The sequence below is a fragment of the Salinisphaera sp. genome (genome assembly GCF_035690525.1).
Lineage (GTDB): Bacteria > Pseudomonadota > Gammaproteobacteria > Nevskiales > Salinisphaeraceae > Salinisphaera.
The window spans coordinates 1-25216 of record NZ_DASSKM010000002.1 but is presented as its reverse complement, the minus strand read 5'-3'; the positions used below and the strand labels follow the sequence as shown (position 1 = coordinate 25216).

17 protein-coding genes, 1 pseudogene and 1 riboswitch are annotated in these 25216 nt (G+C 66.3%); of the genes and pseudogenes, 12 read left to right on the top strand and 6 right to left on the bottom strand.

What is annotated here, in order from left to right; genetic code table 11:
* Nucleotides 1-215: 215 nt before the first annotated feature.
* Complete coding sequence (locus VFJ08_RS00175) at nucleotides 216-1685, top strand: mannitol dehydrogenase family protein (protein ID WP_324993921.1); 1470 nt, start codon at nucleotides 216-218, stop codon at nucleotides 1683-1685.
* Between the two features lie 174 nt (nucleotides 1686-1859).
* Nucleotides 1860-4148: a TonB-dependent siderophore receptor gene (locus VFJ08_RS00170; protein WP_324993919.1), complete on the top strand. Its 2289-nt coding sequence runs from the start codon at nucleotides 1860-1862 to the stop codon at nucleotides 4146-4148.
* Between the two features lie 26 nt (nucleotides 4149-4174).
* On the opposite strand, the gene VFJ08_RS00165 is transcribed toward VFJ08_RS00170, so the two are convergent.
* A complete protein-coding gene (locus tag VFJ08_RS00165; RefSeq protein WP_324993917.1) occupies nucleotides 4175-5221 on the bottom strand; it encodes a ketoacyl-ACP synthase III in 1047 nt (348 codons plus the stop codon).
* Nucleotides 5222-5372: 151 nt separating this feature from the next.
* Nucleotides 5373-5672 (bottom strand): rhodanese-like domain-containing protein, encoded by a 300-nt coding sequence (locus tag VFJ08_RS00160; RefSeq protein ID WP_324993915.1) that lies wholly within the window; start codon nucleotides 5670-5672, stop codon nucleotides 5373-5375.
* Between the two features lie 167 nt (nucleotides 5673-5839).
* Here VFJ08_RS00160 and VFJ08_RS00155 point away from each other — a divergent pair, with 167 nt between their 5' ends.
* The 4 genes from VFJ08_RS00155 (at nucleotide 5840) to fhuB (ending at nucleotide 11756) form a co-directional block, all read left to right on the top strand.
* Entirely contained in the window at nucleotides 5840-7531 is a 1692-nt protein-coding gene (locus tag VFJ08_RS00155; RefSeq protein WP_324993913.1) for a phosphoethanolamine--lipid A transferase, read from the top strand.
* Nucleotides 7532-7872: 341 nt separating this feature from the next.
* Nucleotides 7873-8640 (top strand): ATP-binding cassette domain-containing protein, encoded by a 768-nt coding sequence (locus VFJ08_RS00150; protein WP_324993911.1) that lies wholly within the window; start codon nucleotides 7873-7875, stop codon nucleotides 8638-8640.
* A gap of 114 nt (nucleotides 8641-8754) precedes the next feature.
* Nucleotides 8755-9786: an iron-siderophore ABC transporter substrate-binding protein gene (locus VFJ08_RS00145; RefSeq protein WP_324993909.1), complete on the top strand. Its 1032-nt coding sequence runs from the start codon at nucleotides 8755-8757 to the stop codon at nucleotides 9784-9786.
* A gap of 8 nt (nucleotides 9787-9794) precedes the next feature.
* Complete coding sequence (gene fhuB / locus VFJ08_RS00140) at nucleotides 9795-11756, top strand: Fe(3+)-hydroxamate ABC transporter permease FhuB (RefSeq protein ID WP_414707022.1); 1962 nt, start codon at nucleotides 9795-9797, stop codon at nucleotides 11754-11756.
* Between the two features lie 209 nt (nucleotides 11757-11965).
* Here fhuB and VFJ08_RS00135 read toward each other — a convergent pair whose 3' ends face one another.
* Nucleotides 11966-13603, bottom strand: a complete 1638-nt coding sequence (locus tag VFJ08_RS00135; protein WP_324993906.1) for a multidrug ABC transporter permease/ATP-binding protein — start codon at nucleotides 13601-13603, stop codon at nucleotides 11966-11968.
* Between the two features lie 233 nt (nucleotides 13604-13836).
* On the opposite strand from VFJ08_RS00135, the gene VFJ08_RS00130 reads away from it, so the two are divergent.
* Nucleotides 13837-15381: an NAD(P)/FAD-dependent oxidoreductase gene (locus tag VFJ08_RS00130; protein ID WP_324993904.1), complete on the top strand. Its 1545-nt coding sequence runs from the start codon at nucleotides 13837-13839 to the stop codon at nucleotides 15379-15381.
* A 6-nt stretch (nucleotides 15382-15387) separates the two neighbouring features.
* On the opposite strand, the gene VFJ08_RS00125 is transcribed toward VFJ08_RS00130, so the two are convergent.
* On the bottom strand, nucleotides 15388-16662 hold the full coding sequence (locus VFJ08_RS00125; protein WP_324993902.1) for a PQQ-dependent sugar dehydrogenase: 1275 nt from the start codon (nucleotides 16660-16662) through the stop codon (nucleotides 15388-15390).
* 213 nt (nucleotides 16663-16875) lie between these two features.
* On the opposite strand from VFJ08_RS00125, the gene VFJ08_RS00120 reads away from it, so the two are divergent.
* From VFJ08_RS00120 to crcB, 4 genes are all read left to right on the top strand, one after another.
* A complete protein-coding gene (locus VFJ08_RS00120) occupies nucleotides 16876-17949 on the top strand; it encodes an NADH:flavin oxidoreductase/NADH oxidase (RefSeq protein WP_324993900.1) in 1074 nt (357 codons plus the stop codon).
* A gap of 67 nt (nucleotides 17950-18016) precedes the next feature.
* Entirely contained in the window at nucleotides 18017-19000 is a 984-nt protein-coding gene (locus tag VFJ08_RS00115) for a bile acid:sodium symporter family protein (RefSeq protein ID WP_324993898.1), read from the top strand.
* Nucleotides 18997-20211: an MFS transporter gene (locus tag VFJ08_RS00110; RefSeq protein WP_324993896.1), complete on the top strand. Its 1215-nt coding sequence runs from the start codon at nucleotides 18997-18999 to the stop codon at nucleotides 20209-20211. Before VFJ08_RS00115 ends, VFJ08_RS00110 begins: the two co-directional genes overlap by 4 nt.
* Before the next feature lie 56 nt (nucleotides 20212-20267).
* Nucleotides 20268-20333, top strand: a riboswitch (Fluoride riboswitch).
* A gap of 237 nt (nucleotides 20334-20570) precedes the next feature.
* Nucleotides 20571-20987: a fluoride efflux transporter CrcB gene (gene crcB, locus VFJ08_RS00105; protein WP_349256916.1), complete on the top strand. Its 417-nt coding sequence runs from the start codon at nucleotides 20571-20573 to the stop codon at nucleotides 20985-20987.
* Here the strand turns inward: crcB and VFJ08_RS00100 are convergent.
* Both VFJ08_RS00100 and VFJ08_RS00095 read right to left on the bottom strand, forming a co-directional pair.
* Nucleotides 20974-21813 carry a symmetrical bis(5'-nucleosyl)-tetraphosphatase gene (locus VFJ08_RS00100; protein WP_324993892.1) on the bottom strand — a complete coding sequence of 280 codons (840 nt, stop codon included), beginning with the start codon at nucleotides 21811-21813 and terminating at the stop codon, nucleotides 20974-20976. The two genes, crcB and VFJ08_RS00100, sit on opposite strands and share 14 nt — an antisense overlap.
* A gap of 27 nt (nucleotides 21814-21840) precedes the next feature.
* Entirely contained in the window at nucleotides 21841-23385 is a 1545-nt protein-coding gene (locus VFJ08_RS00095; RefSeq protein ID WP_324993890.1) for a hypothetical protein, read from the bottom strand.
* A gap of 311 nt (nucleotides 23386-23696) precedes the next feature.
* On the opposite strand from VFJ08_RS00095, the pseudogene VFJ08_RS00090 reads away from it, so the two are divergent.
* Nucleotides 23697-25216: pseudogene (locus VFJ08_RS00090) on the top strand (hypothetical protein); the annotation flags it as partial.

The following is a 25216-nucleotide window of genomic DNA, read 5'->3' as shown; positions in this document are numbered from 1 at the left end:
AAATCGAGCCGCATCAGCAGGTGGCGATGGGCGACGAGGTCACGCTGACCTGCATGCCCGACAAGCTGTATCTGTTCGACCCGGAATCCGAGGCCGCGTTGATCGGTATCGATTCAGGCGTCGCCGACGACCACAAACACTGATCCGAAATAAGATCACGAAACCGAATGCCGGCGCGCCAGCGGGGGAGGCGCGTCGCACCAAGGGAGATTTTCATGCCCGCACTGAATAACGCCGCACTCGCCGAGATCGACGCCTCTGTGCCCAAACCGGGCTACGACCGCAGCCAGGTCGCCACCGGTATCGTCCATTTCGGCGTCGGCGGTTTCCACCGCGCCCATCAGGCCATGTATCTCGATACCTTGATGAACGACGGCGCCGCGCTGGACTGGGGTATCTGCGGCGTCGGCGTCATGCCGTCCGATCGGCGCATGGCCGATGTCATGGCCGCCCAGGACTGTCTGTACACGCTGGTTTTGAAGCATGCCGACGGCACTTACGAGCCGCGCGTCATCGGTTCGATCGTCGATTACAAGTTCGCGCCCAACGATCCCGAGGATGTGATCGAGACCATGGCGGCCGAGACCACCCGTATCGTGTCGCTCACGGTCACCGAAGGCGGCTACAACTTCCATCACGTGACCGGTGAATTCAACTTCGACAATCCGGACGTCAAGCACGATTTGGAACACGGCGCGGCGCCTAAAACGACGTTCGGGCTTGTCACCGAGGCGCTGCGCCGGCGCCGGGATCGAAACATCGCGCCGTTCACGCTGATGTCCTGCGACAACATCCAGGGCAACGGCGATGTCGCCAAAAAGATGTTCACAGCCTATGCCAAGGCCAAGGATGCCGAACTCGGCGAATGGATCGTGGCCAACGTGCAGTTTCCGAACTCGATGGTCGATCGCATCACCCCGGTGACCACCGACGACGACCGCGCCGAAATAGCCGAGCGTTTCGGTATCGAGGATGCCTGGCCGGTGGTCTGCGAGCCGTTCACCCAGTGGGTGCTCGAGGATCACTTCAGCATCGGCCGGCCGCTTTACGAAGAGGTCGGCGTGCAGATCGTCGACGACGTTATGCCCTACGAACTGATGAAGCTGCGTCTGCTCAACGCCAGCCATCAGGCGCTGGCGTATTTCGGTTATCTGGCCGGCTATCGCTATGCGCACGACGCCTGCCAGGATCGTCTGCTCGCCGATTTCCTCATGGACTACATGACCCGCGAAGGCCAGCCCACGCTGGCGCCCGTGCCGGGTGTGGATCTCGAGGACTATAAGCGCACGCTGATCGAGCGTTTCTCCAACCCGGAGATTCGCGACACGCTGGCCCGGTTATGCGCCGAATCGTCGGACCGCATACCGAAATGGCTGTTGCCCGTTGTGCGCGAACAGCTGGCCGCGGGCGGCGAAATTCATCGCTCGGCGGCCGTGGTCGCCAGTTGGGCGCGTTATGCCGAAGGTACGGACGAGGCCGGCGAGCCGATCGAGATCGTCGATCGTCTGGCCGATGAACTGACGGCCATCGCCCGGCATAATCGCGACAATCCGACCGCGTTCATCGAAAACCGCGAGGTGTTCGGTGATCTGGTCGACGACGAGCGCTTCGTCGCTGCCTATACCGAGACGCTACGGCGGCTGCACGAGCACGGCGCCAAGGCCGCGCTCGAAGCATTGCAATAACGCAGAACATGATCCGGTCTCGGCTTGCAAATGAGAATTATTATCATTAAAATCCTGCCTTCATAAAGGACGGCGCAGGGCCGTCCGATCACGCCGGCGCATGCGCCGCCATGACGGGGACAGGCAATGAAGCAAGCGCGGGGCAGGGTCGGCGCGTCCAAGCAACGGCTACGAATGGCCGGAACAATGTTCGGCATGGGGCTCGGCGCGGCGTGTCTGCCGTGTTCGGCCGCATCGTCAGGTCATGACGACCACGGCACGTCCAAGGCTGTTGTACCGGCTGCACCGATCGCGCCGGCCGCCGCCGCTAGCCAGAGCGCCAGCGCCGCTGTCTTGCCGGCCGGCCAAGGCCCGCAAACCCGGCTCGATACCGTGGAGGTCTACGGCCGCGTCGCCGGTGGCGATCAGGTGCCGGCCCCGTACCCCGGCGGTCAAGTCGCCGCCGGCGGGCGCATCGGCATTCTGGGGGAACAGAACGCCGCCAACGTGCCGTTCTCGGTCGTCAGTTATACCGATCAGCTGATGCGCAACCAGCAGGACGATACCGTAGCCGGCGTGCTGATCAACGACGCCTCGGTCCAGAGTTCCATGGGATACGGCAATTTCGCCGAAACGTTCCAGATCCGCGGGTTCAACTTCAACGGCGACGATGTGTCTTTCGGCGGTTTGTACGGGGTGCTGCCGCGCCAGATCGTGCAGACCAACTTCGTCAGCCGGGTCGAGCTGTTTCGCGGGGCCAACGCATTTGCCAACGGCGTCGGTCCGGGCGCGTCCGGGGTGGGCGGCGCGGTCAATCTGGAACCCGAGCGGGCGACCGACGCGCCGATTACCCGGTTCGAGCTCGGTTATGCCTCGGATTCACAGTTCGAGCAGTCGCTGGACATCGGCCGCCGTTACGGCGACGACGATCAGTACGGCGTGCGGGTCAATCTCCAGCATGAAAACGGCGATACCGCCATCGACGACGAGAATGCCAACGATACGTCGGCCGCGGTCGCGCTGGATTATCGCGGCGATCGCGTTAGAGGCTCGCTGGATCTGGGCTACCAACGCCAACATATCGAGCATGGCCGTTCCACCGTGCGGGTCGGCGGCGTGCGCGCCATTCCCCAGGCCCCGGATGCCGAAACCAATTATTGGCCGGCTTTTGCCAACACCGAGCTGGAATCGGAATTCGGCATGCTGCGCGGAGAATTCGATGTCACCGACGATTGGACGGTCTATGCCGCGTTCGGCGGCAATCATACCGAAGAGACCGGCGACTACGGACAGCCCGTGCTGAGCGCGCCCGGCGGCGCGGATTATCGGCCGGGCGACGCGACCGTGTCGCGGTTGACGGTCGTGCGGCCGTCCAATACCTACGCGGGCCAGGCCGGGGTGCGCGGCGATTTCAATACCGGCCCGGTCAGCCATCAGATCAACCTGGGTTATTCCGGTTACTACCAGCGTGCCGACAGCGCCTACAGCCTGTCCGACAGCGTTGCGACCAATATTTACGATCCGCCCGTCATCGACGGCCTGCCCACCACCGCCGTTGTCGGTAATCTCGACCATCCTTATGTAAACAGCCGCACCCGCGCCGACGGCTGGGCGCTGTCGGACACCGCCGGTCTGTTCGACGATCGGCTGTTGATCACGGTTGGCGCGCGTTATCAGAGCCTGTCGGTGCAGAATTACAGCTACACCGAAGCCGGTGCGCCGAGCGGCGAGCCGATCACCGGGCACCGGCTGTCGCCGGCTTACGGCATCGTCTACAAACCGAGCGCGTGGTTGTCCGTTTACGCCAATCATATCGAAGCGCTACAGCCCGGCGATGCCGCGCCGCCGGGGGCCGCCGATCCGGGACGCACGCTGGGGATTTTGCACGCCAAACAGAACGAGATCGGCGCGAAGTTCGATTTCGGCAAGATCGGCGGCAGTCTCGCCGCATACGAGATCAAAAAGCCCAACGCCTATCTCGATCCGAGCACCAATACCTACGGCTATTTCGGCGAACAACGCAACCGCGGGATCGAACTCAACGTGCACGGCAAGCCGACCGAACGTCTGCGTCTGCTGGTTAGCGCGACCTATATCGATCCCGAGCTGACGCAAACGCCGAATGACCGGTACAACGGCAACGACGCTGTCGGCGTGCCCAATTACCGCCTGGCGCTTACCGGCGACTGGCGGCTGCCCGGCGCGCCGCGCTGGCATGTCAATGCGCGGGTGATCCGTACCGGCTCGCAATACGCCGATCAGGCCAACCGGCTCAAGCTCGACGCCTGGACCCGGGTCGATCTGGGGCTGCGCTACAAAATGCCTTGGGGCGAGGACGGCCGGAACATCGTCTGGCGCGCCAATGTGGAAAACGTGGCGAACACGGACTATTGGTCATCGGTGCGGCGCATCGCGAGTACCAACTATCTCACCCAGGGCGATCCGCGCACGTTCAAACTGTCCGCGACCTTCAACTTCGATTGAGCGAGGCGAGTTGGGCGAGATCTAATCTAATCCTGTGCGCTCAGCACGAAGTCCGACGGCAGACGCACGAGGGTGGCGCCCCAGGACAGGCCGACGCCGAAGCCGACCAGCAGCACCAGCGCGCCGGGGCCGATCTGGCCGGAAAGCGCGGCGCGCTTCAACGCGATCGGCACACTGCACGACACCGTGTTGCCGATGTCTTCCATGCAGACCACGAATTTCTTTTCCGGCAGTTGCAGCCGCGAGCGGATGCCGTCCAGCACCATGGCGCTGGCCTGATGGGGCACGACCGCGTCCACGTCATCCAGCGTGATGCCGGCCTTTTCGCAGGTCTCGTGCACCGCTTTCGGCACTTCGCGCAGCGTGAATTCCACCACCGCCCGGCCGTTCATGAAGATATGCTGATCCGAACGCACATTGCCGTGCCGGTCGGTGTATTCCTCGGCCGGATGGTGGGCCGCGCGCTGGCGCATGCCGCTGGTCGGCACGATCAGATCGTTGGCGCCGGCCCCGTCGGTGCCGTAGACGAACGGGCCGATTCGGGGCTCGCCTTCGGCGGCGCGATCGGATAGCAGCGTGGCCGCGGCGGCGTCGCCGAACAGCGCGCGTACGCTCTTGTCGCCCGGATGTACGAACTTGCTGTAAGTATCCGCCGTAATCAGCAGCAAGCGCTTCGCCTGGCCGGATTCGATCAGCGCCTTGGCCATGCCGAGCGCATAGATATAGCCCGAACACCCCAGGTTGATGTCCAGCGCGCCGATGTGCCGGGCCAGCCCCAGCCGCTGCTGCACCAAACAAGCGGTGGTCGGCGCCAGATAATCCGGCGTTTGCGTGGTGAAGATCAGATAGTCGATCTCGCCGCGGTCGATGCCGGTCGTCTCGAATAGTCGCTCGGCGGCGATCACGCCGAAATCGGAGGCGCATTCGTCGTCGCCGGCCACGTGACGGGCGCGGATGCCGGTCTTTTCGGCGATCCGCTCCAGTGGCCAGTTGGGAAAACGCGCGGCGATTTCCTCGATCGATTCGGTGCGCGCCGGCAGCATGTATTCGATCGCGTCAATGACAGCAGGCATCGGACCTCGCTTTATGCATGAACGGGTGGGGCGGTCGGTCACAGACCGGCCGCCGGCGCGCATCGTCCCGCCGAACCGGTCGGCACGACTCTTCAAAGAAGCACAATATCCGGATCATGACCTGCGACGTCAACGCCTACGCAGGCGAAGCCTATTCCGTAGGGTATCCGGCCGTGCGCCAGTCGTCGAAACCGCCGCGCATCGCGCGGACATCGGCGTAACCGGCGGCCCGTAGCACTTCGGCGGCCCGTTCGGCCCGGGTGCCGGCCTTGCAGTAGGTCACGACCGGCGTATCGGGCGCCATATCGATGTCCGGATCGCTGGCGATCCGCGTGACCGGGTGCAACACGGCGCCGGCCACGTGCCCGGCCTCCCATTCGTCGCGCTCGCGCACATCCACCAGGGTGGCGCCGTTTTGCTGCGCCTCGCGGGCTTCGTGATGATCGATCATGCAGGCTCTCCGTGCGTTTCGATCTCCGTTAATTGGTGTCTTGCGCGGGCGAATCAAGTCGGGCCCGGCAAGAAGGTAGCCACGGCGTATGGGGCGCGGTTTACGTTCCGGTTACGGCGGTTTTTTCAAAATTCGCCAGCCGTTGTCCCGAATAATGCCAGCCGCGCATGGCCGTTTCCCGCTCGCAAGACCCCGTATCCTTACGCCGCCGGTGCCCGCGCCCGGTTCTGGGCGTGCCGGCGCTTACGTTGTTGGCGGCCGCTTTCATCATCGGTTTCGACAATATTGCGTTCTGGCACGACCTGGCCTCGGTCTCGCGCGTGGGCAGCAGCGCGGGGCTGGGTTTTGCCGCGGCTACCGCCGTGTTTCTGGTCAGCACGCTGGCGCTGATGATGTCGGTGTTCGCTTTTCGCTGGCTTTATAAGCCGTTTCTGATCGTGTTGCTGCTCGTGGCGGCGGTGGTCGGTTATTTCATGCAGACCTACGGCGTGGTCATCGACGACACGATGCTGCTCAATACGCTGGACACGGATACCGCCGAGGCCGAGGGCCTGTTCAATTTCACGCTGGTCTGGCACATCGTGGCCTTCGGGTTGTTGCCGGCGGCGTTCGTCGGCTGGGTGCGCATCAAGCGCGCTGTCTGGTGGCGTCAGGGACTGATCCGGATCGCGTTCGGTCTGGTGCTGGCGGCGGTCTCGATCGGCGCGCTGGCCTCGCATTACAAGCAGTTCTCGTTGACGCTGCGCGAGCATCGCGAACTGCGCATGTACATCAACCCGACTTATGCGATCTATTCGGCCGCCAAGCTCGCGCGCGGCAAGGTCGCGGCGGCCGATCATCCGCTGGTGACCATCGGCGCCGACGCCCACCGCACCGCCGCGGTCGACCCGCGCTCGCGGCGCAAGATCATGATCGTGGTGGTCGGCGAAACCACCCGCGCCGCGGACTGGGGGCTCGACGGCTATCGCCGTCACACCACGCCCGAGCTCGCGAAGGTGGGCAATCTGCTGAATTTTCCCGACGCCCACTCCTGCGGTACATCCACCGCCGTATCCGTGCCGTGCATGTTCTCGGCCAAATCGCGCGCCGATTTCGATACCGATGCCGCCGGCTACACCGAGAACCTGCTCGACGTGTTGAAACGCGCAGGCGTGACGGTGCGCTGGGAAGACAACCAGGCCGGCGGCTGCAAGGGCGTGTGCGACCGGGTGCCGACGAAAAACATGCGCAAGATGCGTATTCCCGGGGTCTGCGGCGACGGCCATTGTCTGGACGGCGTTTTTCTACACGGCTTGGCTGACCGAATCGATGCCACGTCCGGCGATCTGCTGCTCGTGATGCACACCATGGGCAGCCACGGGCCGAGTTATTTCAGGCGGTACCCGGACGCTTATAAAAAATACACGCCGACCTGTCATTCCAACCGGCCGCAGAACTGCTCCAACCGGGAGCTGACCAACAGCTACGACAATACCGTGCGCTATGTCGATCACGTGGTGGCATCGCTGATCGGCATACTTAAGACGAAGGAGCCCGACGCCGATACGGCGCTGATCTATCTCTCCGATCACGGCGAGTCGCTGGGCGAGGACGGCATCTATCTGCACGGATTTCCCTACATGTTGGCGCCGTCCGAGCAGACGCATATCCCGATGATCCTGTGGCTGTCGGACCACTGGCGGCGCGACAACGGGCTGTCGCCGGCCTGTCTGAAAAAGATCACCGGGCAGCGGGTCGGCCAGGACAATCTGTTCTCGACCGTGATGGGCATGATGGACGTGCGGGCCGATGTCTATCAGCCGAAGCTGGATCTGCTCGCGGGCTGTCGCGGCAAGGCCGGTGCAAAAAGCCCTCATTGATACTCATTCGTATCTGGCTTATTCTCGGCGCGTGCAAACACGATGCGCGCGCCAAGCATTCAGGGCCTGTTGCCGTCTCATCCGGCCCCGCGTTGCGACCCAAATCGTGTCAGCCAAGGCGCAGGGCGCCGACCGCAGTCATTCTGCGGTCAAGCTCTGCAACGCCGGATGGCGCGATTTGGGGCCGCAACCCGAAGGGCCGGGGGCCATTTGCCGCAATCCGGCGTTGCAGCGCGCTACGGTAGAATGACTACCGTACGCCCGCTGCGCCTTGTCTTGCGGCAAATGGCCGCCGGCGCGGCGTCGTATGAGACGGCAACAGGCCCTAGTCGGAGAAGTCGATGTTCGAAGTCAATGCCTGCCGGTTCGAGGTGCAAGGACGCTGTCTCCTGGAGGCATCGGATCTGCGATTCGACCAGGGCAAAGTCTACGGGCTGATCGGGCACAACGGCTCCGGCAAGTCGACGCTGCTCAAGCTGCTGGCGCGCCAGCAGTGCGCGAGCTGCGGCGAAATCTGCCTCAACGGCCGCGCCGTAAACGACTGGGGCAACCGGGAATTCGCGCGCAATGTCGCTTATCTGCCGCAGCATCTGCCGAGCGCGGCGAGCCTGACCGTACGCGAGTTGGTCGCCTTCGGGCGCTATCCCTGGCACGGCCTGCTCGGGCACGTGTCGAAGAAGGACAAGGCCCAGGTCGAGCGCGCCATGACCTTGACCGACACCACCGAATTCGCCGATCGCATGGTCGATACGTTGTCCGGCGGCGAGCGCCAGCGCGTGTGGCTGGCCATGTTGCTGGCTCAGGGTAGCCGTTTCCTGTTGCTCGACGAACCGTTGTCGGCGCTGGATATTGCGCACCAGGTGGACACGCTGTCGCTGATCCGCGGGCTGTGCCGCAATCTCGGCGTCGGCGTGATCATCGTGCTGCACGACGTCAACATGGTCTCGCGTTATTGCGACCAACTCGTTGCTCTGCGCGGCGGCCGTCTGCTGGCCCAGGGTACGCCGGGCGAGCTCATGGACGGCGCCATGCTCGAGGCCATCTACGGCATCCGCATGAGCGTGATGTCCCATCCGACCGACCACCACCCGATCGCCGTCGTACAGTGAGAAGGTGGTTACAAAAAAGGTGGTTACAAAACTACTGCGCTTGCCATTTCGGCCCCGTCCGGTGCTCGAAATGCTCACGTATTATCCATACGCTGCGCTTTCTGCGCTCCGGGCGTGCCCGAACTGACTGCGCTCGTTACGTTTTGTAAACACCATCTGAGGCCCGGCCGGCCCGGCGTCTGGGCGGTCGCCGCCGCCTGCGCGCGCCTTGTGGCGCGGGTCGGCCTGGGGGCGGGTTTGCTTCTGCTCCTGCTCATGGCCGGCGCGGTCGGGCCCGCGGCCGCCGACGCGTCGAGCGACGCCTCGGGAAAGAATACGCCGCGATTGGCCACCTTGGACTGGGGCATCGCGCAGAATCTGACCGCCATGGGCGTGCCACCGATCGCGGTGGGCCAGACGGCCGGCTACGCCACCTGGGTCGGTGCGCCGCCGCTGCCGGCCAAGACCCGGGATCTCGGCCTGCGCGCGCAGCCCAACCTCGAATTGCTGTCGCAGCTCGAGCCCGACCGTATCCTGATCACGGAAATGTATCGCGCGATCGAGCCGAAGCTCGAGCGCGTGGCGCCGGTGTCGACGGTCGACGTTTATTTCACGCCCGGCCCGGTCTGGCATAACACCGTGGCCGCGGCGCGAAAGCTCGGCCGCATCGCCGGCCGGCCCGAAGCCGCCGAGGCGTTGATCCGGCGCACGAAGAAGAACATTCGCGACGCGGCGGCCCGGCTGCCGGCGAACACGGCGCCGTTGCTTGTGGTGCAGTTTGCCGATTTCCGGCACGTGCGTATCTACGGCCGGGGCAGCTTGATCCAGGCCACCATGCGGCGCATGGGGCTGGAAAACGCCTGGCACGGCAAGACCACGCGTTGGGGCATGGCGGTGGTGCCGCTCTCGCGTCTGGCCCAGATCGAGAACGGGCGGGTCGTGGTGATGGGCCCGGTGCCCGTGGGCGTGACCGACGAAATCGCGGCCAGTCGGCTGTGGCGGAGTTTGCCCGTGGTGGGCAATGCACCGGTGGTCTATATCCCCGAGGTCTGGAGTTTCGGCGGCCTGCCGTCGGCGAGCCGGTTCGCGCGCCTCGTGGCCGGGGCGCTGCGCTCGGCGCCGGCAAGCGGGCTGGGCTGGCCGCGGCAGCCGGCGGGCGGCTCGTGACGATAGCGATGACGCCGGCCCGCCTGTGCGGCTTGCTCGCTCTGATCGTCGCCGGCTTGGCCGCGGCCGCGCTGTCCGCCGTGGTCGGGGGCGACTGGATCGGCGCGTTCACTCATCCGGATCCGAATGCCATCACGCAGATCCGGGTCTACTACAGTTGGCTGCCGCGGCTGACGGTCGCTCTGCTCGGCGGCGCCGGGCTGGCGCTGGCCGGCGTGCTCATGCAACAGACCCTGCGCAATCCGCTGGCCGCGCCGACCACGCTCGGCGTGGCCAGCGGCGCGCAGGTGCTGCTGCTGGCGGCCACACTGTTCGCGCCGGGGCTTATACATTACGGGCGCGGCGCGATCGCCTTCGTCGGCGGCGCGCTCGCGGTCGCGCTCGTATTCGCGCTGGCCTGGCGGCGCGGATTGGCGCCCACCGTACTGGTGCTGGCCGGGCTGGTGGTCAATCTCTACATGGGCGCGCTGTCGCTGGCGCTGATCCTGTTCAATCAGGAAAAACTGCACGGCCTGATGATTTGGGGCGCCGGCTCGCTGGCCCAGAACAACTGGGGAGATGCGGTCTATCTCGCGCCGCGGCTGGTGTTCACCGGCCTGGGCGCGGGCCTGCTCTCGCGCTCGCTGGCGTTGCTCGACCTGGAGGAGGCGGGCGCGCGCAATCTGGGCGTATCGCTGGCCTGGCTCCGGCTGGCGAGCCTCGGGCTCGGCGTGTTCATCACCGCCAGCATCGTTTCGGCGCTGGGTCTGATCGGCTTCATCGGCCTGGCCGCGCCGGCAATCATGCGCCTGGCCGGGGCGCGGACCCTGGGCGCACGCCTGATCTGGGCGCCGATCTTCGGCGCGCTGCTGTTGGCGGCCACCGATTTATCGCTCCAACTCGTCGCCGGAGCCCACGCCGCGCTCATTCCCACCGGCGCGACCACCGCCGCGCTCGGCGCGCCGTTGCTGCTGTGGCTCGTGCCGCGTCTGGCGGCCGGGCGCAGCGCGCCCCGGCCGCGCGCGGCACCGCCGGCGCCAAGGCTGGCCGCGCCGTGGCGCATGATCGGGCTGTGCGCGATAGCCATGGTGATTATGACGATCATCGCGCTGTTCGCCGGCCGCGGGCTGCATGGCTGGAATATGCCGTTCGCGCTGCCCTGGTCGGAAACCGGAGCCTGGCGAGCGCCGCGGGTGTTGGCGGCGGGCGCGGCCGGTACGCTGCTGGCCCTGGCCGGCACGATCATTCAGCGTGTTTCGGGCAATCCGATGGCCAGCCCCGAGGTGCTGGGCGTCAGCGCGGGCACCGGTTTGGGCTTGTTGGCGCTGCTCTGGTGCGTGCCGGGGGCCGGTACGCCGGCCATGCTAGCGGCGGGTACGGCGGGCGCGCTGGCCACGCTCATTCTGCTGATCGTGATCAACGCGCGCGCCGGTTTCGAGCCGGAGCAACTGCTTCTGACCGGCATCGCCGTGATGTTCGCCTTCGGCGCGGTCCAGCGTATCGTGCTGGCCGGCAACGATCCGCGCACCCAGTCGATGCTGGCCTGGATCTCGGGCTCGACTTATTACGTCACCATGAACACGGCGGAATTGATCGCGGTGCTGGGCGTCGTGCTGATCGCGCTGGCCTGGCCACTGGCGCGATGGTTGGATGTGCTGCCGCTGGGCGAGCCCGTTTCGCGCGCGCTCGGCCTGCACGTCACGGCGAGCCGGCTGTTACTGCTCGTCCTGGTGGCGGTGCTCACCGCGGCGGCCACGCTGGTGGTCGGGCCGTTGTCCTTCGTGGGTCTGCTCGCGCCGCATCTGGCGCGCCTGACCGGGCTGGCGCGCGCGCGAACACAGATGGCCGGCGCCATGGCCTTCGGCGCGCTGTTGATGATCGCCGCCGACTGGGTCGGACGGGAAATCCTGTTCCCGATGGAGATCCCGGCCGGCCTGGTGGCCACCTTGATCGGCGGCGGTTACTTCATGTGGCGGCTGCGGCGGATCTGATCGCTCTGTTCAGCTTCGTTCTTCAAGCCATTGATCCTCAGATGGATGCAGAGGACACAGATATGGGCTTGGCGACGTACGCTGCATCGAGGTTAATGATCTGGTTGGCGACAGTCGATCCGACTGAAAGACGCTGCATTGTCTTCTGTCTTAAATCTGCGTGGATCTGCGTCCATCTGCGGACAAATGCTTTTTCGAAAAGAGCGCCGTCAGTTGATCCGGGCGACAGCGTCTGCGCTGGCGGTGTCGCGTTCGGCGCCGGTGAGTTCGACGAGCCGGCCGTTGCGCATTTCCAGCAGGCGGTCGGCGGCGGCGAAGTAAGTATCGTCGTGGCTGATCGCCACCACGGTATGGCCCAGCTCGCGAAACGCCGGCAGCAGTTCGTGGTAGAACACGCGCCGGAAGATCGGGTCCTGATCGGCGGCCCATTCGTCGAGCAGCAGGATATCGCGGTTTTCGGCGAGCGCCACGAGCATCGCCACGCGCTTGCGTTGGCCCTGGGAAAGCTGGGTGTCGAGCAGGGCCACGCCGTCGCGCGACAGCTTGCCGTCGAGTTGCAGCCGGCGGCACCAGTGCTCGATGAACGCGTCGTCGGCGCACGATCCGTCGGCGCCGAGCAAGCGGTCGAACAAGTGGAAGTCGGTGAACACCGAGGAAAACAGGCGGCGCAGCCGGGCGCGGTCGGCGCTCACGTTGTGGGCGTCGATCGCGAGCCGGCCGGCCGCGGGTCGGTACAGCCCGCAGAGCAGCCGGGCGAAGGTGGTCTTGCCGGAACCGTTGCCGCCGATGATGAAGACCAGCTCGCCACGCTCGAGCGCAAAATCGATCGGGCCGACGGCAAAACCCGTGTCGTAGGCGAAGGTGACCGATTCGAGGCGGATGCGCTGCCAGTCGGCGTCCGGGCGCCGGTCATCGAATCCGGGCCGATAGTCGGCCAAATCCAGCGCGGCGAGTTTGTTGAAAGCCACCTGGGCGCCGAGCAGGGTCGGCAAGGCGCCGACCGCGCCGATCATGGGCGTACGCAGGAATAACAGCGTCAGGGCATAGGTCGCGGCGGTCGCGGTATCGGCCCAGCCGAACGCGTCGGCGAGAAAGAACACCAGGCCGATCGCGCCCAGCATCATGATGTTGGCCCAGTTGTTGGCCGACAGATGAAAGGTGTCCGCGCGAATGATATGCCGGCGATAGCGCCGGGCGTTGTGCATGTAGCGGGTTTGGTACAGATCGCGGGCCCGCGCGCGGTTGAGCGCCAACTCCTTGCGGCCGTGGATGACCGTTTCGTAGTCGTGATACAGTGCGCCCTCGGCCTCGCGCACCTGGGCGAGGTGCGCATAGACGCGCCGCACCAGCCAATTGCCGACGCCCATGGTCAGCGCGATCCATGCCGCGGTAACCAGCAGCAGCGGTAGCGACAGCCAGCCCAGATACACCGCGCAGGCCACGCTCAGAATCAGGCCCTGGACCAGCTCGGGCAGGCGCACGAAGGCGGTGGTGACGTTGCGTATGTCGGCCGACAGGCCGGCGATGAGCGCCGCGCTGCCGATCGCTTCCTGGCGCGCGATATCGGTATCCAGAATCTGCTTGACCAGGCGCGAGCGCAGATCGAAGACGAAATGGTGGCCGAGCGTGGTCAAGCCGAGCTGGGCGACAAGCGCGATCACCAGCAGCAACAGAATCAAGCCGAAAAATTGGGGCAGCGCGGAGAGCGTGGCGTTCTGATGCGTGATCAGCCGTTGGTTGATGAAGGCGATCACGCCGACACCGAGCCCGGCGTTGGCCAGACTGGCCAGCATGACGCCGGCAAAAGGGGCGCGATAATCGCGAACGATCAGGCGGATCAGATCCATGAGTTCGGGCGGCGGCGTACGGGATGACGGGTCGGCGCGGACGGCCGGGCGATCGGCCGGGGCGCCAAATACGACGTAGGATACGACGTTCGCGGCGGCTTTGCCGTTGCCGCGACCATGCGCGGTTCGGCCAATTCTGACACGTCGTCTTGTCAGAATTGGCGGGCGTTGCTATGTTTCCGGCACCACCGCGCGCGTGAACGCCGGTGCCCATTCGTTCGACGGAGGCCGTCATGGCCGCGATCAGTCTGCTGTCTCGACTCAACCCGCTGGCCTCGCGCCGGATCGATACCGATTTGGACATCGCCATCGTCGGCGCCGGTTTTTCCGGACTCGGCATGGCGATCCAGCTCAAGAAGGCCGGGGTCGAGAACTTCACGATCATCGAGCGTGGCGACGAGGTGGGCGGCACCTGGCGCGACAACCACTATCCGGGCGCGGCCTGCGATGTGGCCTCGCATCTGTATTCGTTCTCCTTCGAACCGAATCCGAACTGGTCGCGCGCCTTCGGCCAGCAGCCGGAGATCCTCGAATATATCAAGCGTTGTGCCGCCAAATACGATCTGTATCGCCATATCCGCTTCAATACCGCCATCCGCGAAGCGCGCTTCGACGAGGGCGCCGGAATCTGGCACGCGACTACCGATAGCGGCGAACAACTGACCGCCCGGGTGGTGATCTCTGCGGTCGGCGCGCTGTCCGATCCGGCTTATCCGAAAATCGAGGGACTGGAGAATTTCGCCGGCAAGCTCATGCATACCGCCGAGTGGGACGACGACTACGATCTCGCCGGCAAGCGGGTCGCCGTAATCGGCTCGGGGGCGTCCGCGATCCAGGTCGTGCCCGAGATCCAAAGAGCCGCCGGGCAGATGACGGTCTTCCAGCGCACGCCGAGCTGGGTGATGCCCAAGCCGGACCGGCCGATCCCGGAAAAAGAGCGGGCCGAATACCGCGATTCATCCTACAAACTGGCCAAGCGCCGCTATCGTATCTACTGGATGAGCGAGCTATTCGCGCCGTTCATCATCTCCGATCGCAAGTTCTTCAAGAAAAAAGCCGAGCGGATCGCTAACAGCCATATCCGCCGGCAGGTGGCCGATCCCGAGCTGCGGCGCGCGGTGACGCCGGACTATGCGATCGGCTGCAAGCGCATCCTGATTTCGAACGACTGGTACCCCGCGATCCAGGCCGACAACGCCGAACTGATCGCCGACGGTCCGGCGCAGATCACCGAAAACGGCGTGGTCACGAATGACGGGCGCGAGATCGAGGTTGACGCCATCGTCTGTGCCACCGGCTTCCACGTGCCCTCCGGGGCAGCGCCGTTTCCGGTCGCCGGCTTGGGCGGGCTCGAACTGAACACGGCCTGGGGCGACGGCGCGGAGGCCTACAAAGGCATCGCGGTATCGGGCTTTCCCAATATGTTCTTCCTGATGGGGCCGAACACCGGGCCGAGCCACACGTCGGTGCTGGCTTTCACCGAGATGCAGATGGAATACATCGCCAAGGCGATCGGATATATCGCGCGCCATGATCTGAAATGGCTGATGGTGAAGAAATCGGTGCAGGATCGCTTCAACCGTGGCATCCAGAAGCGCATGCGGCACACGTCTTGGACCTCGGGCTGCAACAGTTGGTATCTGACCGACGCCGGCAAGAACACCACGCTCTATCCCGGCTTCAACTGGGAGTACCGCCTACGGCTGTGGTTGTTCCGTCCCGGTGAGTACGACAGCGCGGCCGCGGCGCGTGAGCACACCGCCGATCGCGCGGCCTAGCGCCTACTAGCGCCCGCCACCGTAGGTGATCCGGTAGATCGTGCTGCCTTGATCGTCGCTGACGTAGAGCGCGCCCTTCGGGCCGACGGCGAGCCCGGCCGGCCGATGATCGGCATTGGCCGGCGAGCGTACGATCTCTTCGCCGGTGAAGCCGGTCGGCCCGGCGAAGGTTTGGTAGTTCGCGCTCGGCCGGCCGTTCTCGAAGGGCTGGTAGATCACCCGGAAGCCGGCCTGCGGCTCGGGCGAACGGTTCCAGGAACCGTGGAAGGCGATGAACGCGCCGCCCCGGTAAGCCTTGGGAAACGCATCCGCGTGATAGAACACCACCGACATCGGCGCCCAGTGCGCCGGGTAGGCCGCGATCGGCTTATCGTAATCGGCGCAGCGGCCGATCTTTTGACCGTCGCCGCCGTATTCCGGATTCAGGCGATACTCGTTTGCGGTGTCGTCGTAATAGCAGTAAGGCCAGCCGAAATGGCTGCCGTGCTCGATGTTGAACAGCGTTTCCGCCGGCAGGTTCACGCCCTGCTCGGTCGAGAAACGTTTCGGCCAGAGTGCAGAAAGCTGGTCGCGGCCCATCTGGGCGCCGATCAGACGCCCGCGCGCACGGTCCCAGGTCATCGCGAACATATTGCGGAGTCCGGTGGCGTAGCGCTGCTCGGCGCTGAATTTCTGGTTCGGCTGGTCGGCCGAGAAACGCCATACGCCGCCCTGGCGCTTGAGCAGCGGACAGGGGTCCTGGCCCGGCGAACCCGGCTGCCGATCGTCCTCCTGGCAGGCGTTCGACGGCGCGCCGATCGATACATACAAGTGATTGGCGTCGTCCACGGCGATACCGCGCGCGCTGTGGGTGTCCTGATCCGGTAGACCGGTGACGATGACTTCGCCGGGGCCGCGCGGCTGGTTCTTGTCGTCAATGCGATACCGGCGCACGTCGTCGGTCGAGGCCGCGTACAGCCAGCCGTCATGTATCGTCAGCCCGGTGGCGCCGCCGCGACCGAACAGCGCGCGCTTATCGGCCACGCCGTCGCCGTTGGTGTCGGTCAGCGCCATGAGGTTGTGGTTGCCTTCGCCGTGATTGAGGTTGGCGTAGAGCGTGCCGTCGGCGGCCACCGCGATATGCCGCGGTTGCCGGGCGTCCTTGGCGAAGACCGTGGCGCAGAAGTGCGGCGGCAGGTCCAGGCCGGCCGTGTCGCAGGCGGCGGCCGCGCCCACGGACACCGCCAGCAGCGGCGCCACGCACGCAGCGCCCATCCAGGTCGCGGTCGATCGACGTCCCATCGGCTTATGTTGCGCAAAACCTATCCATGCTTATAGCAGGCCGCCGGCGTGCGCGTCATCTGCAATAAACCCGATGCGCGGCTTGTACGGCGCGCCAATCGCGTCGATAGGCAGATTTGGCGTCGCGCGCATCTTGAAGTGGGCGGGGGCGTACCGATCTAGTTCGGAATCGCTTTCTCGCGTGCAATACGACGCGCCCCTAAGGAGTAGTACATGCCCGATCTATTCACGCCCTGGACCATCGGCGACGTCACGTTCCGCAACCGGATCTTCGTATCGCCCATGTGCCAGTACGCGGCCGAGGACGGCTATCCGAACGACTGGCATTTCGTGCACCTCGGCTCGCGCGCCGTGGGCGGCGCCGGGCTGGTGATGATGGAGGCCACGGCGGTCACGCCCGAGGGCCGTATCACGCCCGGCGATCTGGGTATCTGGAGCGACGACCACATCGTACAATTCAAGCGTAACGCCGATTTCATCCGGGCCCAGGGCGCGGCGGCCGGGGTGCAACTGGCCCATGCCGGGCGCAAGGCCGCCTGCAGTCCGCCGTGGGTCGACGGTGGCCGCGCGCTGACGCCCGGCGAGGGTGCGTGGCAGACCGTGGCGCCGAGCGCCCTGGCCTTTTCCGACCAGGCGCCGACCCCGCATGCGCTGACCCATGAAGAAATCCGGGAGATCGTGGCGGCCTTCGTGGCGGCCGCCCGGCGCGCCGATGCCGCCGGCATGGATATGATCGAGATCCACGGCGCGCACGGTTATCTGCTGCACGAGTTCGTCTCGCCGCTATCCAACCAGCGCGAGGATGAATACGGCGGCACGCTGGAAAACCGCTGCCGCTTACCGTTGGAAGTCGTGCGCGCGGTGCGCGAAGTCTGGCCGAAGAACAAGCCGCTGTTCTATCGCGTCTCGGCCAGCGATTGGGAAGACGGCGGCTGGGATATCGAACAGACCGTACAACTGGCCGTGTGGCTCAAGGCCGAAGGCGTCGATGTGCTCGACTGCTCCGGCGGCGGCAACACGCCGACTGCGCAGATCCCGATCGGGCCGGGCTACCAGAGTGAATTCGCTGCCCGGGTACGGCGCGAGACGGGACTGGCCACCGGCGCGGTCGGCATGATCACCGAACCCGTGCAAGCCGAACACATTGTGCATTCCGGCCAAGCGGACTGTGTGCTGCTGGCGCGCGAGATGCTGCGCGACCCGTACTTTGCGCTGACCGCGTCGCGCGCGCTGCATGGCGAGGCCAGCCAGGCGCCGCCGGTGCAGTACGAGCGCGCCTTCAAGTAGCGTCGTTTCGCCGGGCCCGCGCGAATCGCGAGCGCGGCGGCGGCCTCGTGTCCGGTAGGATTGCACGATGCAACGACCGCGTTTTTTACCCGACAATTTCATCCTCGCGCTGATCGCGGCGATCGTGCTCGCCACGTTCCTGCCCATTCGCGGCGCTGCCGCAGCGGTCTACGAACACGCCACCACGGGCGCGATCGCGCTGCTGTTCTTCCTGCACGGCGCCAAGCTCTCGCGCGCGGCGGTGATCGCCGGGGCGTCCAATTGGCGTCTGCATCTGTGTGTGCTGGCCGCGACCTTCGTGTTGTTCCCGGCGATTGGATTGGCCGCGCAGCCGCTGTTGTCCGATCTGCTCACGCCGGCGCTGGCCGCCGGGGTGCTGTTCGTCTGCCTGCTGCCCTCGACCGTGCAGTCGTCGATCGCCTTCACCTCGATTGCCGGCGGCAATGTATCGGCGGCGGTCTGCAGCGCGAGCGCCTCCAATCTGCTGGGAGTGTTTTTAACGCCGGCGCTGGCCGGGTTGCTCATGTCCCAGGCCGGCCATGCCGGCAGCTCGCTGTCGGCGGTGGCGCATATCGTGGGTGAGATCGTGGTGCCGTTCGCGGCCGGCCAGATCGCCCGGGCCTGGATCGGCGGCTGGGTGGCCGCGCATCCGAAATTGGTCAAGTTCGTCGATCAGGGTTCGATCGTGCTCGTAGTCTATGGCGCGTTCTCGGCCTCGGTGGTCGACGGGTTGTGGCATCAGATTCCGCTCGTGGCGCTGGGCTGGTTGTTCGTGGCCGATGCGGTGCTGCTCGCGATTGCGCTCGCGTTGACTTACGGCGTCGGCCGCGCGCTGTTCGCGCGCGAGGATGCTTTGGTGCTGTTGTTCTGCGGCTCGAAGAAATCGCTGGCCAGCGGCATTCCCATCGCCAAGGTGTTGTTCGCCTCCAGCGCGCTCGGCGCCATCGTGCTGCCGCTGATGATCTTTCATCAGATCCAGCTGATCGTGTGCGCGGGGCTTGCGCGTCGCGCGGCCCGCTACGCGCCGGACAGCGCGCCTATTCGCGGATGAGGCGCAGGCAGCGTAGCTGGGCGATCGCGGCCATTGCCTTCACCGGCGGCGTGGGCGGTGGCGTGGTGTTTCCGATCCTGCCGGTGGTGGGCGCGCAGCTCGGCATCGCGGCGGCCATGATCGGGCTGATCCTGTCGGCCAACCGGATCGCGCGGCTGGTATTCAACCCGGTCACGGGTTCGCTGCTCGATCGCTTTGGCGCGCGTTGGCCGGTCGCCTTCGGCCTGTTGCTGGAAGCCGTGGGTAGCGGCGCTTACTCGATTGCGCTCGCGGCCGATCGGCCGGCGCTCTGGTTTCTGGCCGGGCGCATCATCTGGGGGCTGGGCTCGTCGTTGCTGCTGGTCGGCACGCTGGCCGCGGTCCTGTCGATCAGCGATGACGGTTCCCGGGCCGGCATGACGGCGCGCGTGCGCACGGCCATCAGCCTGGGTCTGCCCAGTGGACTGGTGATCGGCGGCGTGGTCGCCGATACAGTCTCGGATAACGCCGCGTTTCTGGTGGCCTCCGGGCTGAGTTTGGCGGCGGCCCTCGGCGCGGCCGGCGTGATGCCGGCGCACGCCGAGCGACGCCGAGGGCCAGGACCGGGCCGGCCCGAGTCGCGCCGGGCCGCCTGGGGCGAGGTGCTCTCGCTGTCGACGCTGCGCATCATCTTTGCCGCCAACGCGCTGCTGTTTTTCGCGGTGTCCGGCGTGCTGCTGGCGACCGTGGCGCTGGCGGTCGATGCGCGTCATCTGCTGGTGTTCGGTTTCGGCGCCCAGGGCAGCGCCGGCCTGCTGATGGCGGTGCTGATGGGCGCGCGTGCGTCGGCGTCGTTGGCCTGTGGGCGCTATCTCGATCGTTCGGCATCGCGCACGCGTTTGTTGCTGCCGGCGATGGCCGGGGTGGCGATCGGCTTCGTCATTTTCGGTTTGGCGGCCAATCTGGGGCTGGCGATCGCGGGCCTGCTGTGCATCGGGGCCGGCGCGGGCGGCCTGACCATTCCCATGCTCACGCTGCTCGGCGACGTGGCGCCGGCGCATGCGCACGGCCGGGCGCTGTCGGTGTACCAATGGTCGTCGGACCTGGGCGGCGCGCTGGGGCCGATTCTCGGGCTCATGATCGGCCGCTGGATCGGTTACGGCCCGAGCTATGTCGCGGTCGGTCTGCTCATCCTGATGATGGCGCTGCCGCTCAGGCGTCTGGCGAGCGACGAGCGGCGCCGCTCCGGCTGATCGGAACCCGCCTTCAGGCTTGACAGTGTCAGCGGTTCATCGACATAGTTTTTATGTACAACAACGGCGATGGGGTTCGCCTCGAACTGCTTCCCGGCGAAGCTGATGACTCCTGACCGATCCACGTTCCGGAGGTTGGAGTCTGTGTTGTATCTCTGTTGTATCGACGTATTACACCGGCCCAAGAGCGAAATCTGCGGCTGCATCGGGGCTGTTCTCGGCTCGCCCGGGTGGACGGTTCGATGAGCCGCGAGCCGTGGCGTAACAAGGAGACCTCGGTATACGATCCGGACCAGCCGCATGCACAGGGTCAGACCGTCGAGTCCGAGAGCGGCGCGGAATACGAGCGGGACAAGACGATGTCGGCCGTCTACTCGATTCTCGCGATCGCTGTGGGCGCGGCCATCGGCGCGAACATGCGTTGGGGGCTGGGGGTCGCGCTGAATGCGTACCTGCCGGATTTGCCGCTCGGAACGCTGGTGGCGAACCTGCTCGGCGCGTTCCTGATCGGGCTGGCGATCTCGGTTTTCGCGGCATTGCCGCAACTCCCGTCGTTTTGGCGTTTGTTCGTCGTCACCGGCTTTCTGGGCGCTTTGACCACGTTTTCGACGTTTTCGGCCGAAATATTCAGCGAGTTGCTGGCCGGCCGGTTTCTCTGGGGCTTTGTCGGCATCGTGATCCATGTGGCCGGCTCGCTGGCCATGACCGGACTCGGCATGGCCGCGTTCTTGCTGTTTCGCCGGCTTGCGGGCGGGTACGGTTTCAAAGACCGGTAACGCGCTCGCCGGCGCCGACCTGGATCAGCTCCGGTTCGCGGCGCGACAGCGCGAGCGCGCTCAATTGGCCGCCCCAGGCCGCGCCGGTATCGATCCCCCACACTTGATGTTCGGGCCAGGCGACGCGTTCCAGCGCCGACCAGTGGCCGAATACGATCGGCTCGCCGGCGCTGGCGCGCCCGGGTACGGCGAACCAGGGCGTAAGCTGCGGCGGGGCTCCGGCCAGTGTCCTTTTATAGTCCATGTCCAGGCGCTGGTTCGGCGCGACGAAGCGTAGCCGGGTCAGGGCGTTGGCGATGAACCGCAGGCGCGCCGCGCCGGTGAGCGTCGGCTCCCAGCGCTTCGGTGTATTGCCGAACAACTGGGCCAGAAACGCGGCGTGATCGGGCGCGCGCAGCGCGGCTTCCAGCTCGCGGGCATACGTCAGGGCTTCGCTTACGCTCCAGGACGGCGGCAGTCCGGCGTGCACCATCGTCCAGCCAAGATCGGCGTCGCGGTGCATCAGCGGGCGTTGGCGCAGCCAGTCCAGCAACTCCGGCGCATCGTCGGCGGCGAGCAGCGGTTGCAAACAGTCCGGTGCGCGTTGGCGGGCGTCGCCGCGCGTCGCCAGGCTCAGCAGGCTGAGGTCGTGGTTGCCGAGCACGGTGATCGCGATGTCGCCGAGCGCCTTGACGCGACGGACCACCGCGGCGGAATCCGGCCCGCGATTGACCAGATCGCCGACGAACCAGAGCCGCTCGATCGGGCCGCGCGCGGCCAGCCGGTCGAGCAGCGCGTCCAGCAGGTCGGCGGCGCCGTGGATATCGCCGATGGCGTAGATGCTCACTCGGACTGCAAAAGAAAAATGACCGGCTCAGTCTGCCGATGACGCGCGCGTCGGGCCAGCGTGCGCGCCGCGCCGGTCGGAGATCCGTTCAAAAATCAGGGCGTCGGGGTCGTGATAAACCAGCCGCCACGCGGGATCGCCGCGCAAGGCGTCGACCAGCGGTGCGCCGCGCGCAAGCAGCACAACCCGAATCGCCCACCGGTCGAACAGCGCGCGCCAGTGCTTGCGGTGTTGATAAGCAAAAAACCAGTGCAGGACGAAGTCTTCGGGGTACATGTCGAAGCGCGTATCGATGAATACCCGGCGTTCGGGGGTATAAAAACGCGCACAGCTGCCGGCGGTTTCGCTGGAAAACCAGTGCGTACCCGGCGGATAGTGGCGATCGAGATAGACCAGCGCGCGGCGCAGCGGCGCGCAATCGGCCAGATGCGCGCGCCCAGTCGCGGCCGGTGCGCCGACGGTGATAATCAGCACCGCGAGCGCGCACAGCGCGGCGATACCGATAAACCGTGGGCCGCGGCCGTCGAGCGGGGCGAGCGCGGCGCGCAGCCGCGGCGGCGACCAGCAGCCGGCGGCGTATGCGATCAGACGGGGCGCGACCAGCGCATAGAACAGTCCCGCCCAGATCACGAAGCGCATGGCGGTGAACGCCGCTGCGGCGAAGGCCGCGACATGAAGTATTTCGGCGGCGCTCAGCACCCGGCGGTACGTGAGCGCGAGCAGCGCGAACACCCCCAGCAGCGCGGCGCCCACCTGCATATAGGCGTTGTCCGCCCGCGGCGGCATGAGTTCGTGGATATGCGCGTTCATCCGGGTTTCCAGCGACAGATGCACGATGTATGCGTAGAGGGTCCAGCCGTAGGGATTGAGCCCGCTTGCCAGCACTGCCGCGATCAGCAGCAGCGCATAGGTCGCCGGACCGCAGGCCTCGGCTTCCCGGTCGCGGGCGCGCGTCCACAGATCGCCGGCGGCGAACAGGACGATCGAGAACAGCCCGAGCGTGAAGCCGAGGTGCATGTTCGACCACAGCGCATAAATCAGCGCGATGGCGATCACGGCGCGGGGCAGGGTGGTGGCGTCGGCGCGCAGCCGCCGGACGACGACATACTGGGCAAGCAAGGCGATATTGCTTGCCAGCATCGGGCGTAGGCCCAGGTTTGTGCTTACCGGTATCAGCACCAGCGCGCCGATCAGCATGGGCCAGACCGGATGCACCCGGTCGCGCCGCAGCACCAGCGCCGGAACCAGTGCATAGGTCGCCACGCCGAGAAAGTCGACGCCGAACACGCTGCCGACCAGACCGAGCCGGTCGTAGATCGGGGCGGCTATGGCCTCGAAAAGCCACTGATAGAGCACCCAGTGGCGATCGGGAAACGTCCAGGAGAACAGATCGTGGTCCGGCAGGCCGTGGGTATGGATCACTTGGCCGGCGCGGTAAAGCCAGCCCCAGTCGGCGGTGATCGCGCCGAGCTGCATGTGGCGCGCGAACAGCCAGACGCCGGTGGCGAAAATAACCGCGGCGAGCAGCACGGCGGGTATCCTCGTCGCGTAGACCCGGATGCGCGGTTTCACGGTTGCCGTAACCGTTCGCGGCTGCGACTATTAATCCCCAGGGGTACACTACGGCGCGGTTGTGGATGGCCAGGCCCCGGCCCGGAGCCGCAGCGCGCCGGGCCGGCCGGCGCAACGCCGCGCCGCGAGGAATCGATAGTGGACATAAAGGCAGGCTCCGCAGCATTCGGCGCACGCCGGCCCGATTGCCGGCCCAATGGCCGGCCGGTCGCCGCACGGGGTGAACGGCGATTTCGCGCCGGTATCGAAAAAACATCAGTTTGCCACGCAGGCGCGCGCGCGTTGCCGATAGCGCATAGTCCGGGTCGTCGATGAAGATGGATCGGGGGTCGAAGAACCGCCTCGTCGGCGGCCTCATCGTCGCGCTGCTCGGCATTCTCGGCGCGATCTATCTCGGCGCCGGCGCGCGCCGGGCGGCGCTGGACGGCGCGATCGGCGAGGTATCGGCCGCTATGACGCCGATGCGCGCCGGATCGGATCTGCAGCAGGTGGCGCATCGGCTGGTTACGGCATCGTCCTCGGATCTGGTGTTCGTGACCGTACGCGGCGCGGATCGTCGTGTCCTCGCCTCGGCCGGCGCATGGTCGGGCTGGTTGGACGGATTGGTCCCGCAGTCGATCGCGCGTACCTGGCGGGCCTGGCTGTATCGCACGCTCTGCGTCGAGACTTCGCGCCCGATCGCCGGCGGCGCGCAGGCGCACGTCGGCGTGCCCTGGTCGAAGGTGTTCGTATTGGCGGGGCCGGCCTTTTGGCTGACGGTTTTGCTGTCGGTGTTCGGGGGCATTGTCGCCGAACGCGAGCGCCGCGCGCGTAAGACGATAGCGGCCGATGAGCCTGCGGTGTCGTCGCCGCGATCGACAAAGCGCCGTGCCGAAAGCGTCGGCGGGCGCGATGCGCGCCAAAGCAATCCCGCCGGCGCGCGGGACGGCGTCCCGGGCCCGAGGCGCGGCGAAGCCGGATCGCCGGGCGCCCCCGGTGCGCCGTTCCAGCCGATCGGCGATCGCGACCGTTCGCGCAGCACCAAGCCGCCGAAGCCGGCACCGATGCAAGACGGCGAAGCGCGTCCCGCGCCGGCGCCGACCGCGCCGCCCGATCGCCGCACACAACAAGCGCCGGCGCCGGCCGCGCCCACGGTGAATGAAAAGCCCGAAGACGAGCGGCCGGTTATTGATAAGGAGGTCGATAGAGAGGTCGAGACGGACGCCGAGCCCGAAACCGACGGACCGTTGCCCTTCGGCCAGCTCCTGCCGCGCTTCCAGCCGATTTGGCGGGGCGCCACGGATGGGCTGCTCGCCGGCGGCATCGTTCGGCTCGTGCGCGGCGATGATGCCGCCGGCCACCCGGTCGCGCTCGAGGAGTTCATCGCCACCGATGCGCGCCGACGCGAAGACCCGGAGGAAATCGTGTGGTGGCTGGTGCGGCGGCTGACCACGCTGCAGGCGAATTGGCGCACCCTGGAGCTGCCGCGTGTGCCACTCATGCTGGCGCTGCCGGATGCGTTGTTCGCGTTCGAGCGCGCCGATGCCGTCTGGGCAGAAGCGTTGACGCGTTATGCGCCCGCGCCCGGCGATATGGTGTTTTGTGTCGACCGGTTGCCGGCTATCGCCGCTCGCGCGGCACTGCCCGTGCGCTGGGCGGTCGTCGAGCGGGTCGAAGATGCGAACTGGTACCGGCTGCAATCGGCGACGGACGAAAACGAACCGCCATCGGTCGAAACGGCCGCCGCCCGCGACGGCCTCGAGACCTGCTTCGTTTTGCCGAGCGCCGACGATGCGGCCTCGAGAATCAAGCATCCCGTGCTGTCGCCCGGCGCCTTCGCGCGCCTGATGAG